The 14,089-nt window shown below is 54.1% G+C and carries 12 protein-coding genes; 3 read left to right on the top strand and 9 right to left on the bottom strand.

From position 1 onward, the window contains the following. Positions 1-220: 220 nt before the first annotated feature. From tmpT to Q8O77_RS06925, 3 genes are read right to left on the bottom strand one after another with little or no spacing between them, the layout of a single operon-like run. The gene (gene tmpT, locus Q8O77_RS06935) at positions 221-874 is read right to left on the bottom strand and encodes a thiopurine S-methyltransferase (RefSeq protein ID WP_305552123.1); all 654 of its coding nucleotides are present in this window, start codon (positions 872-874) and stop codon (positions 221-223) included. 30 nt (positions 875-904) lie between these two features. Then, positions 905-3,136, bottom strand: a complete 2,232-nt coding sequence (locus Q8O77_RS06930) for an exonuclease domain-containing protein (protein ID WP_305552122.1) — start codon at positions 3,134-3,136, stop codon at positions 905-907. 10 nt (positions 3,137-3,146) lie between these two features. Further along, positions 3,147-4,118: a calcium/sodium antiporter gene (locus Q8O77_RS06925; protein ID WP_305552121.1), complete on the bottom strand. Its 972-nt coding sequence runs from the start codon at positions 4,116-4,118 to the stop codon at positions 3,147-3,149. Between the two features lie 136 nt (positions 4,119-4,254). Between Q8O77_RS06925 and Q8O77_RS06920 the strand changes: the two genes are divergently transcribed. Further along, on the top strand, positions 4,255-4,443 hold the full coding sequence (locus tag Q8O77_RS06920; RefSeq protein ID WP_305552120.1) for a hypothetical protein: 189 nt from the start codon (positions 4,255-4,257) through the stop codon (positions 4,441-4,443). Here the strand turns inward: Q8O77_RS06920 and Q8O77_RS06915 are convergent. The 3 genes from Q8O77_RS06915 to Q8O77_RS06905 all read right to left on the bottom strand — a co-directional run bounded on the left by Q8O77_RS06915 (position 4,412) and on the right by Q8O77_RS06905 (position 9,588). Continuing rightward, positions 4,412-7,600 (bottom strand): efflux RND transporter permease subunit, encoded by a 3,189-nt coding sequence (locus Q8O77_RS06915; RefSeq protein WP_305552119.1) that lies wholly within the window; start codon positions 7,598-7,600, stop codon positions 4,412-4,414. The genes Q8O77_RS06920 and Q8O77_RS06915 overlap by 32 nt on opposite strands. Before the next feature lie 3 nt (positions 7,601-7,603). Continuing rightward, positions 7,604-8,683 (bottom strand): efflux RND transporter periplasmic adaptor subunit, encoded by a 1,080-nt coding sequence (locus Q8O77_RS06910; RefSeq protein WP_305552118.1) that lies wholly within the window; start codon positions 8,681-8,683, stop codon positions 7,604-7,606. A gap of 86 nt (positions 8,684-8,769) precedes the next feature. Beyond that, on the bottom strand, positions 8,770-9,588 hold the full coding sequence (locus tag Q8O77_RS06905; protein WP_305552117.1) for a zinc-dependent peptidase: 819 nt from the start codon (positions 9,586-9,588) through the stop codon (positions 8,770-8,772). A 160-nt stretch (positions 9,589-9,748) separates the two neighbouring features. Between Q8O77_RS06905 and Q8O77_RS06900 the strand changes: the two genes are divergently transcribed. Next, on the top strand, positions 9,749-10,210 hold the full coding sequence (locus tag Q8O77_RS06900; protein WP_305552116.1) for a TerB family tellurite resistance protein: 462 nt from the start codon (positions 9,749-9,751) through the stop codon (positions 10,208-10,210). Positions 10,211-10,360: 150 nt separating this feature from the next. Here the strand turns inward: Q8O77_RS06900 and Q8O77_RS06895 are convergent, their stop codons facing one another. Then, a complete protein-coding gene (locus Q8O77_RS06895; RefSeq protein ID WP_305552115.1) occupies positions 10,361-10,666 on the bottom strand; it encodes a hypothetical protein in 306 nt (101 codons plus the stop codon). 263 nt (positions 10,667-10,929) lie between these two features. Between Q8O77_RS06895 and Q8O77_RS06890 the strand changes: the two genes are divergently transcribed. Beyond that, on the top strand, positions 10,930-11,979 hold the full coding sequence (locus Q8O77_RS06890) for a hypothetical protein (protein ID WP_305552114.1): 1,050 nt from the start codon (positions 10,930-10,932) through the stop codon (positions 11,977-11,979). Here Q8O77_RS06890 and Q8O77_RS06885 read toward each other — a convergent pair whose 3' ends face one another. Both Q8O77_RS06885 and Q8O77_RS06880 read right to left on the bottom strand, forming a co-directional pair. Then, a complete protein-coding gene (locus Q8O77_RS06885) occupies positions 11,980-13,158 on the bottom strand; it encodes an ABC transporter permease (RefSeq protein WP_305552113.1) in 1,179 nt (392 codons plus the stop codon). It abuts the gene before it with no gap. Next, positions 13,155-14,084 carry an ABC transporter ATP-binding protein gene (locus Q8O77_RS06880; protein WP_305552112.1) on the bottom strand — a complete coding sequence of 310 codons (930 nt, stop codon included), beginning with the start codon at positions 14,082-14,084 and terminating at the stop codon, positions 13,155-13,157. Before Q8O77_RS06880 ends, Q8O77_RS06885 begins: the two co-directional genes overlap by 4 nt. Between the last annotated feature and the right edge of the window lie 5 nt (positions 14,085-14,089).

The following is a 14,089-nucleotide window of genomic DNA, read 5'->3' as shown; positions in this document are numbered from 1 at the left end:
GAAGGATCAAAGCCCGCGAGTTGCGTGTTTTAGATCCCGAAAGTTCTAAAATTTCATCCAGTCTATGGCGCTAATTGAATACAAATCAAGCAGTTTTATTTTGTTGCAAGCTCTGGCGTACAGCACCTGCCATTAATCAGCTTCAACAATTCCGCCGTTGCCGTGGCGCTATCCAATGGGGTGCACAGCTTGGCCAAGCTATAAAACGCCAGCCCTGAATTTAATTTTGCTCTGACTTTATTAGTGTTAACAGCCAACCGATCTCAGTAGCTTGGCACTTTCGTTTTAGCCCACCGGGTACTTCACGTATTTCCAGGCAGTTAAGGCTGTAAACCTTGCTGTAGAGTTTATGCATCTCCAGGCTATCAACAGAAAACGGCGGCCCTGCAAGCTGCGCTTGATCATACTCAAAACAAATAACCAGTTGTGGCGCACGTTGGCTGATGGTTATAAGGTGTTGCGCATAGCGCTGTCGCATAGCGTCCGGTAAGGCTACCAGCGCTGCGCGGTCATAGATGGCGGCAACTGGGCCGAGGGGGTGTTTTGATAACTGAAAAATATCGCCGACAAACACCTGCAGCTTGTCAGCTTGATAAAGTCGCAAGTTACCCACGCTACTAATGCTGGGTGTTAGCCCCAGCTCAGCGAACAGTTCTTGCACTGCCATTTCGCTTAACTCGGCGCCAACGACCGAATAACCCTGCGCCAGTAGCCAGTGTATATCGAGGCTTTTACCGCACAGTGGCAGAAAAATGGTAGCACCGGGCGCGAGGGCCAGCTGATTAAACCAACTGACCAGCAAAGGGTTGGCCGCCGCCTGATGAAAGGCAATTTCTCTTTTTTGCCATTTTTCCTGCCAGAACTCCGGGTTCACACTCCCTCCTTTAACTTTGCCGCTAATGGCCTACAACAGCTGCCGTTTGGCATTAATCAGCTTTAACAACTCCACCGTAGCCGTGGCATCATCCAGCGCGCGGTGGTGGTTGGTGAGTTTAATCTCAAACTCCGTGCACAGATTGCCCAGGCTGTAAGATGCCAGCCCCGGGTAATAACGGCGCATATTAACTACAGTACACAGCTGCGGCATATCAAACGGCTGCTCTAAGCGGGCAAATTCGGCGCGGATAAAGCCGTAATCGAACTTGGCGTTGTGGGCAACGAAGACTGCGCCTTGCAGGAATTCGGCGAGCTGGCCGGCAATATCAGCAAACCCGGGCGCGTCAGCCACCATACTGCTATTGATACCGGTTAGCCGGGTAATAAAGGACGGAATATAACGGCCCGGGTTTAGTAAGGTGCTGAAGGTATCCAACACCTCACCGGCCTGCACTTTTACCGCGCCGATTTCGATTACACGATCTGTGCCGGCTTTGCCGCCGGTGGTTTCCACATCCAGCACCACGTAAAGCCGGTTGGGGTCGGCTATCCACTGCAGTTTTTCTATCCGCGCGTTAAAGCCGGCATTATTCAGTGCTAACAGCCGGGCTAACTGATGCCGTTGTATTTTATCGCCCGGCGCCTTTACTTCAATAAACTCCAGCTGGTTTTCTTTAATCAGCAGTAAATCCGGGTAACCGCTACTATGGCGGGGAAAATCCTGCGCCATGGCGCGCAGTATTGCCGCCAAAGCACTGCTGCCATCGGTCTTTTTCGGCGCAAAGCTTAGTAACGGCAGCAATTGCTCAGCTAAATCGCTGTGCCAGTAAAACAAACTATTGGCTTTGCCGTAATGCGCTGTTAAAGCGCTAAGCAATGTGCTGGCGGCAGCTGGCGCTGCCAGCTGGCTTAGTTTGTGTTCTATCTCGCTTTCAAACTGCTGATAAAAGCCGCCGGCAGCTAAATTACGTGGCCGGCGTTCAAACGGGTTATGCAGGCTGCTGTGTTGATGCTCAAACAACTCATGCCAAAACCACAGGCCAAATAACGCCAGCCACAGGTTGTTCTCGGTGTGAAATACGGTGTAACCCTGCGCGGCATAATGTGCCATTAAGCCTTGCTCGGCTTTGCCCAGATACAGCTCGTCAACCCCCACCAGCGGCGCGTCGTGCAGTAGCTGCGTAAGCTGCGAGCGGCGTTTATTAGCAGCTTTAGCGCCGGGCCCGGGACTAAATTTTCGCCGGTAAAAATCCTCGGCAAACAGCCATTCTTCATCGCAGCTGGGGTCATCCAATAACTGTTGTAGATATTGCCGGCACCGTTGCTCGTCGCCTGTTTGGGCGTAAAGCCGGGCCAGCCGCTCACTGGCTGGAAAGCCGTTGCTGTGTTGATAAAAGCAGATCGCCAGCTCATTAAGTTGGTATTGCTCAGCCAGTTTACCCAGTTGATAGCAGCGCTCGCTGCGCTTAAGCAATAAGGCGTTATCTTCTGTTTGCGGCCAGGCAATAACCGTCTGCAGCCACTGGCTAAGCAAGGTTTCTGCCTTATCCGACTGTTTTTTCAGTTGTTTGCCCAGCTCAATAATCGCCGGTTTGGCTTTGGCCAGCTGATACGCCAGCTGTGCCTGCGCCGCTTCCGTAAAACGCGGGCTAAACTGCTGCTTAAACTGGCCGGTTTGGCGGATGCCGAGATCGCGCAGGGTAAATAACGACAAATTGGCCTCAATGCGGCCAAAATAGAGGAAATAAATATAGTTCAGTGCATCCTGGCGGCGCAGCGCGACATAGCGCTGCGGCAGTTTGCTAATAAGCACCAGCCAGTTAACCGGCAGCTTTAACGCCGCGCCCAGCAGCTGCGGTTTGGTTTGGCTTTTTTTTGCGCCTGTAGGTTGCGCCAGTTCGGCTTGCGCCAGCTGCAGCAATTGCCACAGCGTGTCTTTGGTTAGCCGCAGCCAAAAATCGGCCAGATCAGCCTCTGTTAACGGTGCGATAAAACCGGCTTGTGTTAACTCATCCAGCAACGGCGCAGTGGCGCCGATTTCAGCATAACTAAGCTCGATATCAGCAAATACGCTGCCTTTGCGGTTCAGCATGCGCACCAGCAGTTGCTGTGCGCTGTGGCTAAGCTGATAAAAATATTCGATAAAGCCGCTGCTATCGGCGCTTAACACGCCCTGATAATGCTGCGTAACAAACTGCAGCAGCTCGTTAAAGTGCTGCAGGTAGTAGCTGCTATCAAGCTCCGGGCGTGGCTGAGGCATCCGTCAGCCGTTAAGCAATCACGGTGCTGATCAGATAACCGGTATAACCGATAAACACTGCCAGCAACAAGCCGCCTTCTACGCGATTTATGCGGCCCTGCTTTTTATAGCCGTAGCCCATCACAAATACCGCTGCGGTCAGCACGGCCATCAGCGTCCAGTCGCGGGTTAATACCACGGCATCCACTGCCATTGGCTCTATCATGGCGGCAATACCCACTACCGCCAGCGTATTAAACAGGTTAGAGCCGATAATGTTACCCAGCGCAATATCGTGCTCGCCTTTTTTAATGGCAATTAACGACGATGCCAGCTCCGGCAAGGAGGTACCAACTGCCACTACGGTTAAGCCGATCACCAGGTCACTGACGCCCAGGCCCTGAGCAATAAACACTGCGCCGTATACCAGCATGCGTGAGGCGATAATTAACAACACCAGGCCGATCACTAACCAGATAATGGCCTGCTTTAACGTCATTTTTGGCTGACCGGCCAGGTCTTCGTCCATTTCAGTGGCCAGCGCATCCTGTGGGTTACGCATGCCCTGCCAGATTGACCAGGCCATTAGCGCAAAAAACACTCCCAGCAAACACCAGGCGTCGAAGCTGTTGAGCTGATGATCAAACAGCAACCAGCCGGCAAATAAGGTTACCAGCATTAAAATCGGCAGCTCTTTGCGCAGCACCTGGGAGTGCACGGCAATCGGGCTGAGCAGTGCCACCAGGCCAAGAATAAGCGCGATATTGGTAATGTTAGAGCCATAGGCATTACCCAGCGCCAGCGCCGGATTGCCATCAGCCGCGGCCATCGCCGATACCACCATTTCCGGTGCTGAAGTACCAAAACCAACAATGATCATACCGATTAACAGCGGCGGCATACCGGCGTAACGGGCGGTTGCGGCCGCGCCATCGACAAAACGGTCGGCGCTCCATACCAAGAGTGCCAAACCGGCAATTAATGCGACTACAGCCAATAACATGGGTTTATCCTTATCAGTGTTGTTAATTGCGCGCAGCATAGCATGCGGCTATTTTGCTGCGAAGCGGCCGCAAGGCGTTTTTGAAACTAAAGTTGAACCGGGTTAAGCTGCGCCAATATTGTTGACGGAGCACCCTATGACAACGTTAATTATCATTTTGGCCCTGCTGTTTGCCGCGCTGTTTATTCTGGTTACGCTGGCGGAAAAATACGGCAGCCGCGACCAGGAAAAAACCGCCAAACTCAGCCGCTATATTATTCCGCTGATGATAGCGCTGGTGGCGGCACAAGTGATTAAGTATGTGTTTTTCCCTGAGCACGGTTAAGTACCGTTACCAGCAGCGCCGGCAAAAATGTCAGACTGATAAAGGTAGCAAACAACAAACCACAGAGCACAATAATACCCACGCCGCGATACAACTCGGTACCCTCGCCCGGAATTAACACCAGCGGCGCCAGGCCAAAAATGGTGGTAGCGGTAGACATAAGTATTGGCCGCAGCCTGGTGGCCACCGCCTGCAATACCGCATCAGATACTGCCATATGGCCGGCTTGCAGGTTACGCCGGCTTTGGTCGACAATTAAAATCGGGTTATTCACCACAGTACCGAGCAAAATTAAAAACCCCAGCATGGTGATCATATCAAACGGCTGATGAAAGCCGCCCAAACCAACCAGCGCCAGCGCACTGCTGACGCCGTTTACCGCAGCCAGGCCCACTAAGGCGCCGGCCAGCCCCAGCGGCACCGTAGCCAGAATAAACAACGGATAGCCCCAATGGCTGAAAATGGCCACCAACAACAGATAAATCAGTACGATAGCAATAATAAAATTGCTGCCCAGCGCGGCGCGGGTTTCGTCCAGTTGATCCGAGGCACCGGTAATATCCAGAGTGACGTCCGTTGCCACTGCGCCGTCGCGTTGCAATTGCGGCACCAGTTGCTGCTGCACTATGGCCACGGCCGTTTCCAGTGCCACCGAGCGCGGCGGAATAATATACAGCGTAACAGTGCGGCGGCCGTCTACGCGGCGCAGGGTGTCGCTGTCGGCCACTTCGGCCAGCTCTGCCAGGCTGCTGAGCGGCAATACGGCACCATTGGGCGTTAATACCGGCGTTTGCGCCAGCCCGGCCAGGCTTTGCTGTGCGCCGGCGTTACTGAACAGAAAAATATCCACCTTGTCGTCGGCGATAAAAAACTCATCGACAAAGGCACCGTCACTCAGTGCTGATACGGCAAAACCAAAGTCGGCGGCAGTGAAATCCAGCTCGGCCAGGCGTTGCCAGCGCGGGCGGATCTCTACCAGCGGCTGATCCAGCGATAACGACGCCGGCTCGGAGTTTAACTGCGGTTTATCAAACAGCTGGCCTGCAGCGACATAAGCCGCGTCGGCGGTGGTATAAAGATTGGCCAAATCCGGCCCGGAAATATCCAGCGCCACGGCGCGGGTGCCACCATCATTGCTGCTGATAATAGAGCCGCGCGACGAAAACGCCCGCATGCCCGGGTATTGGCGGAATAATGCGGTCATCGCGTCCATCATGGCGCTGATATCCTGCGGCCGCGTGGGTTCGCTCAGCACACGAATACGCCCCACTGACACGCTGAGCGAGTAATACTTCAGCGATGGCATTGCCGTTTCGCCGCGGTCAAACAGCGCCGGGTCGGCATCCACCTGCGCCGTTAAAAAAGCTTTAATTTCTTCAGCGATAGCGGCCATTTCTGACAGATTGTAGCCGGGCGGCGCTATCATCGACGAGAACGCTTTGGGCTCTTCGCCCTCCGGCAAATACTCAGCCGGTGGCAACAGGTACCAGCCGGCGCCGAGGGTTAACAGCACGGTAAGCGCCAGCGTAAGGCGGCGGACAGCACCCTTACTGACAATGGCCTGCACCAGGCGCAAAATAGCACCTGGCGGCGCAGCTGTGATGTGGTTATCCGGGCTGTCGTTATGCCCGCCGTCATGCTGTTTACTGTGATGGTGCATAGCCGCGCTTTGGCCAAAGCCCAGCTTGGCAATGGCCGCCGGCACCACAAATACCGCCACCAGCATAGAGGCAATAATGGCCGCAGCAATGGCAATGGCGATATCAGAGTACAGCTGGCCGGCTTCCTGCTCGACAAATAAAATCGGCATAAACACCAGCACAGTGGTCAGGGTAGAGGCCAACACTGCCGGCCAGACATCACGCACCCCGGCAATGGCGCCTTCTATGCGGTCCAGACCACGGCGGCGCGCCTGCTCTATGCTCTCCAACACCACTATGGTGTTATCCACTGTCATGCCGATAGCAAAGGCAATACCGGCCAGCGAAATAACGTTAATAGTACGGCCAAATGCCAGTAAGCCCAGAAACGCCGCTATGGTACAAATGGGCACGCCGATAACGCCAACTAAGGTGGCGCGGCCGGAGCGCAAAAACAGATACATGACTAAAGTAGCCAGCATGGCGCCCAGTGCCAGGTTGGTCCAGACATTGGCAATAGAGTCTTCAACATAGCGCACATCATCACTGATCAGTGTCAGCTTAAGACCGTTGCCGGCCAGCATATCCTGATTCATCTGCGCCACGACCTGCATCATCTGCTGCTTAATGTCGATAACATTGGAGCCTGGCTCGCGCCGCACCGATAAACCCAAAGTGCGCTCGCCATCGGCAAACGACAAGTCGCGCACTTCAAAATGGTCCAGCACCAGGCTGGCGACGTCTTTCAGCCGCACCTGGCTATCGCCCTGCTGGGTTAAAATCAGGTTTTCCAGCTCGTCGATACGGTCAAAGCGGCCGACCATTCGCAGCAGATAACGTCGTTTGCCGCTGTCGATATCACCGGCCGAAGTATCGCGGTTGCGGGCACGGATAGCATCGCGTACATCCGTCAGACTAATGCCGCGCCGGGCCAGTTTGGCCGGGTCGACGAGAATTTGAATTTGCCGCTCGGCACCGCCGCTTACGCCGACTTCAGACACCCCGGGCACCCGCTCCATACGCGGCCGCACATAGTCTTCGGCGTAATCGCGCAGCATATCCATATCCAGCTTAAGCGGATTACCGCTTTGCGGCATCAGGCGAAAATACATAAAGGCATTGTTAGAGAACGAACTGCTGAATAAACGCGGCTGGTCAACGTTTTCCGGATAAGCCGGCACCTGGCTTAGCGCATTGCTGACGCGGATCAAAGCTTCGGTAACATCGACACCAAACGGAAATTCCAGTTCTATTTCTGCCGAGCCGGTGCCGGCGCGCGATACCATACGTTTTAAATTCGGCAAGGTGCGCAGGTAACGCTCCTGCTCTATCAGAATTTCTTTTTCCACATCTTGCGGCGTGGCGCCCGGCCAACCGGTAACCACACTGATGGTACGCACTTCCAAATCCGGGATCATCTGCACCGGAATGCGCAGCGCCGCCACTATGCCCAGCACACAGATAATTAATACAGCTACGGTAAGAATGGTGCCGCGGCGAATACCGGCTTCCAGCATGGCTTACTCCTTATTGCTGCGCGCGGCGCTGTCGTCGCTCAGCACCCGCACCGGTTGGCCGTCACGCAGAATTTCATTACCGCGCACCACCACCGGCTGCTGCTTTGGCAAGCCGGATAAAATTTCCACGCCCTGCTCATTACTGCGGCCCAGGGTAACATTGTGGCGCCAGGCTTTGCCTTCGCGCACGGCAAAGACACTGAAGTTGCCATCCGGGTGGCGCAGTAACGCATCCGGCGGCACCACTAAGGCGCTGGCATCATCACGTTCAAAGTACAGCGTGGCGCGGGCTGAGGTACCGGGCAGCAGCGTGACGCTGTTATCTTGTATGGCCAGCCTGGCGAGGAAACTGCGCGCCGCGGCGTCGCCCACCGGCACGGTGGCCAGCAGGTTGGCGCTGAGCTTCTCGCCCGGCAGTAAATCAGACTGCACCGCGATGCGGCGCAAGGTGGGTAAGGCGGCGAAATATTCCTGCGGCACCTGCACATCCAGCAGCAGCGGGCTTAAGCTAACCAGTTGCAATACCGGAGTGCCCAGCGCAATCCATTCCCCGACATCGGTGTAGCGCTGGGCAATAACGCCGGCAAAGGGCGCGGTAAGGGTATGCCTGGCCAGCACTTCCTGTTGCTGTGCAGCCGCCGCCTGTGCCTGTTGCAGCGCGGCATCGGCTTGTGCCAGCCCGGCGCGACGCAGCGCCAGCTCCGTTTGCGGGAACAGTTGTTGTTTAGTCAGTTGTTCGGCTTCGCTAACCAGCCGTAGTTGCTCGCTTTGCAGTACCTGCGCCGCCGCTAACGCCGCCTTGCGCTGCGCCAGTTCATGCTGTGCCAGGCTGGTGTCCAGTTGCAGCAGCGGCTGGCCTTTGGTTACCGTGCTGCCGGCGTCAACCAACAGCTCTGCCACTAAGCCGGCGGTGCGGCTGGACAGGCCGGCGTCTTGTTGTGCAGTAAGGCTGCCACTGAGCAGCAACTGTTGCGACAAGCCTTTCTCCTGCGGCATAGCAACCCGCACCGGCACCGGTTCTTGTGCCTGCAACGCCATTGCTACCATAGTGCCCAATAAAGCTGCTGCTATCCGCCAACGCATAAGGCTCCCCAACTAAATAAGAACTGTTCTTGTTAAGCTAAGGAGTATGACGCAAAGCGCGCTGTAGATCACTTTTTTCTGTTTTATTACCAGCTCAGCGGGTTAAGCCGGTAAAAGCGGCTTAGCTGCTGATACAGCTGTGGATGCTGCACTGACAATTGCTGTGGCTGTTCAAAAAACACTTCGCTGATAACAGCAAAGAATTCGGCAGGGTTAGTAGCGCCATAGTGATCAAACAAGCCGCTTTCGCCACTTTGCGCCTGGTGTTGCAGCGCACTGAACTCTGCCGCCATCACGCCGGACCATTGTTGATAATCACTGCTGCGCTCCAGCAAAGGCGCACCGTTGGCGATGCCTTTTTCCTGGTCCAGCTGATGGGCAAATTCATGGATCACTACATTGCGGCCATCCCCCGGGTTAGCGGCACCGTCGAGGGTGTCGGCCCAGCTTAAGATCACTTTGCCCAGACCCCAGGATTCGCCGGACAATACGCGGCGCTGCTCATGCATTACGCCGGCCGCATCGGCCTGATTACCGCTGACAATAAAAGCGGCCGGATACAACAGAATTTGCTTGAGCTTCGGGTAGTAATAATCCGGCCGGTTCAGCAGCAACAGGCAGGCCTGGGCTGCTATGGTTACGCGCATTTCATCGGTTACCGTTAAGCCATCACAGCCGATAAACTGCTTTTCGGCGATAAACACCTGCATATGCTTTTTCAGCTGCAGCTGTAAATCGGCCGGTAAGGCGCGAAAGTACGGCAAACGGCGTTTTAAAATATCGCGCCAGGCGGCAGGGAACGGCTTAGCCATCAATTGCCGGCGCTTATGACGTTGCCGGTACGGTGCCAGTAACACCAGCGCGATGATCGCTGCGCCCAATAACAGAGTAATAACGATAGCCAAGCTTCACCTCAGGCGTTAAGCACAGTATGCTGCCGATAGTATGGTTTGAACTTAATGCGGCATGCATGGCGGTTTTTCAAGCATGCACAGCAGCGGCCGCAACAACCGAACTTTGCCACCCGATACGGCTCTAACGGCGGTAACCCAGAAAGGAAGTACGATGTTTCAGTTATTTAAAACCCTGTTGGATAAAGTAAACGACGGTTTAGCTACAGCGCCGGCCGGCAAAACCACCTATGGACTGAGCGAAGCTGAGCTTGCCTGCGTGTCGTTAATGTTGATGGTGGCACATGCCGATTTTGCCGGCGCAGAGGAGGAATTAGCGTTAGCCCGGCAGTATGTAAAGCGTGAGTTTGCTTTATCTGACGATGACGCCAACGCTGTTGTGGCGTTAGCGGAGAAACAGGCGACAGAGGCTATTTCGCTGCACGAGTTTACCGCGCAGCTAAAGCAGCTGAGTTATGATGCCAGGTTAGCTTTACTGGATAGCTTATGGCAACAGGCTTACGCCGACGGTGTGCTGGACCCGAATGAAGAGGCCATGCTGCGTAAAATTGCCGATTTACTGTTTATCCGCCACAGTGACTATATTCAGGCCAAGCTGGCGGTGTGTGGTGCTTGATAAAGGTCTTATGCTTGAGCGGCAACCGGTTTGCTCACACCAACACGCCGTAAATATGTCCCTATAGGCTCGATTCAGGCATCCCTGCCTTCAACGGTTGGTTTAGAGCAAGCCGGTTGCCGCCCGTCGTCTCTGTTATGTATACACGGGTTAATCTTCCCGCTTCCGCAACACTTCGCCTTCAATCACACTGCGTGGCTGCTCTGCGCCGGCTTCGCCGCTAGCACCGCCCTGCTGGCGTTGCTGCCAGGCTTTAACTTTAGCGCGGTGCCGAAACAACAGGATAGGAATTAAAATCCAGCTTAGCAGCAGCATAAAGACCAAAATAGCCGCCCCGGCCAACAGCATAAGCCCCAGGATCAACCAGGCCAGCAGGCGCTGCAGCGGGCCGGCACTTTGCCGTCTGGCAAACTGCTGTTGCCACTGACTGCTTTGCTGTTTAAATGATGAAAACATAACTACCTCAATTCAGATACTATGCCATTAGTCTGGTCGGACAGGGCTAAGTTCAAGTCTTCGCCCTGGTTATTATTTAATACTGCTATACTTCAGCCGACTTCTAACCGACTTTTATCCGCTAATGGCCGCCTATGCTTAACGCGCTTCTTCTCAGTAGCTGGTTGTTATTGTCTCAAACAACGGGGCACAGTCCGCTATTGCTTGGTACCAGTATTCCCGCCACAACCGAAAGCAGCAATCATAAGCAAATACATTGCATTATGCAGCAGGCCGGACAGCCGTATCAGTTGCTGTCGATGCCATGGCGCAGAGCTAAACAAGAAGTAAAGATGGGCCGGATTGACGGCTATTTTACCGCCTTTCCGAATGAAGGTATGCAAGGTTATGCGCAATTATCAGCGCCGCTGTTTCTGGAGAACTGGTACTGGTTTTGGCATCAGCGCCATGCCGGCCTGCGCAGCCAAACTAAGATCCGCTATGGCGCTATTCTCGGCAGCCATCAGGCCGATTGGTTTAACGCCAACGATTATAAACCCGAGTTGGAAGTGGGTGATATTGCCCAGTTAGTGCAGTTACTGGCTATAGGCCGTATTGATATAATACTGGCAGATTTAGATGACTTTAATCACGCCGTGCAGCGGTTAAAACTGCCGCCGCAGCAGTACCGCCAGGCGTTTTTACGTTATATACCGCTGGGGGTGTATTTTTCTTCGGCACGGTTACAACAACAGCCGGATTTTATGCCGCGTTTTAATGCCGCTGTGCATTTGTGTGCATCGGCGCCCTTTGCGCTGGCAGAGCAGGAACAACAATTGATTGCGGCACAACTGCTGCACAGCACCCGCGAGCTGGCACGGGATCGCAAGCTGATAGCCGCGGTGCAACAGCAAAACCAGCAACAGCTGTCTTTGTCGGAAATTATGCAGCGTGATGCCGCTTGGCAGCAAAAGGTACAGCTGCGTACTGCCGGCGCTGTGGCTGCAGCACAGCTGAGTTCGCCCACAGCTGAGCTGCTGCGCAGTTGGCAGGCCAACACCCCGGGGTTAATTACTGAAGTGATTCTGATGGATAACCAGGGCGCCAATGTTGCTATCAGCGATATGACCACCGACTATTGGCAGGGCGATGAAACACCTTTTCTCAGCGTATTTGAGCAACAACATGACTATTTTATTGATGTGGTGGAGTACGACCAGTCCACCCAACGCTTTCAGGTAAAACTGAGTGTGCCGCTGTTAAATGCTGACGGCCGGCATATCGGCGCGCTCAGCATCGGTATTGATGTAGAACGCGCCCTGACTCAGGACTGACTATTCTGTTTTATTACTGACGGCCCAGCGCACTATTTCGCCCCAGGACGGCTCTTTGCCGTACATCTGCATACCGCGTAAAAACACCCGACCGGCAACGCGGCGCATCCAATACACCGTCGCCAGCAACAACATCAGCGACAACAGCGGTTGCCACCACGGCACCGTTACCATCGCCATTTTCACCGGCATGGCGGCAAAGGAGGTTAACGGCACAAAGCTGAGCACTGTCATGCCCCAGCCGGCGGGGCTGTCGATCACCATAAAGGTAAACACCATTGGCAACCAGGTAATCATCATCACCGCACTTTTGCCGCTGTTATTCGGGTCGTCAATTGAGGCGGCTATCGCGCCCATAAAGCTGGCGCACAGCACCACCCCCAGCAGTGCAAACGGAATAAGCCACAACACTACGCCGATATTAATCCAGCTTAAATCGACAGCTTTTTTCGCAAACAAGCTCACCACGGCAAACGCCAGCAACATCACCAGCCCGGATGTGACCATGGCTTTGAGCGCACTGAAACTGTGGCCCAATACTTTGCCGTCCATCCACTGCTGCGGTGTGACTATGGCGTACAATTGTTCAGTAACCCGCTGTTGTTTCTCACCGGTAATGCTCATCAGCACCTGGCCAAAGGCGGTGCTCAAGCCAACAAACAGTAATATTAACGCCCCCAGCGCAATCATTTTCTCCGGCGTATCTTTGCCTTTGTAGTTTTGATCCAGATAGCGCGTGTTAATCACTACCGGTTGTTCCAACCGGTTTAACTGCGCAGTGCTTAGCCCCATTTGTGCCGCCGACAGTTGGCGGTAATGTTGCTGTAATACTGTCTCTAACTGCGCCAGCCACTTTTTGCCGGTAAGGGTATGCAGCACTAATTCGCCCTGCTCTTCACTTATTACAGCATGCCATGAGTCGTCACTACGCATTTGCGCCAATTGCTCAGTAAAGCTGATGCCGGGCCGCTGAAACTGAAACTGCTCTGTGTTGGCGATTTCCAGTTGTGCCGGCACGGCGATGCGGTATTGTTGCCGGCTTTCATCGGTAAAAAAGCTCCACAATGCCACAGCGGCCATCACCCCCAGCATCAGCAAGTAAGAGATCAGCTGCTGCTTCCACTTAAAAAAGCGTAAAAACTCCCACTTGGCTACGATTAAGCTTTGCCGCGACATCATGCTGCCACCTCCGGTTTGTGCTTCGCCATCGCCGCCAGATACAGTTGGTGCAAATCCGGCGTTTGCATTTCCACCAGCGTCAGCTCAACCTGCAGCAGCAGTTGTTTTAAACAGTCTGACACACTGACATCATCGGCCAGGGTGAGTAAAAAATGTTGCGCCTGCAGTGCTTCAACGCTTAATACAGCATCCAGTTGCTGTAATTGTTCGGCACTTACCGCACTGACAGTGCCGATTTTCATCCGGCGCCGGCTTTGGCTTTGTTGTTGAATATGCTGCAAAGTACCGGCCAGCACCGCCCTACCTTGTGCCATCAGCAACATATGGTCGGCCAGTTTTTCTACCATCGCCATTTGGTGCGCGCTTAAAATAACCGTCATACCTTTGGCTTTCAGCTGCTTTAAAAACAGCACCACCTTTTCCTGATTAATCGGATCAAGCCCGGAGAACGGCTCGTCCAGAATCACCAGCGCCGGCTGATGCAGCACCGCCGCAATTAACTGTACTTTTTGCTGGTTGCCTTTGGATAACTGCTTTAAGTCTTCATGGCGCCGGTCGGTTAAGTCAAACACATCAAGCCAGTAGTCCATTTCTGACAGCGCTTTGCTTTTGCTTAAGCCATGCAGCTGCGCCAGATACAGCAGGTTTTTTTCAATGCTTTTGTCCGGGTACAAACCGCGGTCTTCCGGCAAATAGCCGAGCAAACGTCGCGGCACATGGTCGAAGTGCTCGTCCTGATAGCTAATCATAATGCTGCCGCTGTCCGGCTGTGTCATACCCACCAGCATGCGGATAATTGACGACTTACCGGCGCCGTTTGGCCCCAGCAAGGCAAAAATTTCGCCGCTGTTAATCTGAAAACTAACTTGCTGCACGGCCTGCACACTGGCATAGGCTTTACTTATCGCGGTAACAATTAACTGCATTTATG

Source organism: Rheinheimera sp. (assembly GCF_030690345.1).
In the GTDB taxonomy this organism is placed as follows: domain Bacteria; phylum Pseudomonadota; class Gammaproteobacteria; order Enterobacterales; family Alteromonadaceae; genus Alishewanella.
This window is presented reverse-complemented; position numbering and strand designations above follow the sequence as displayed.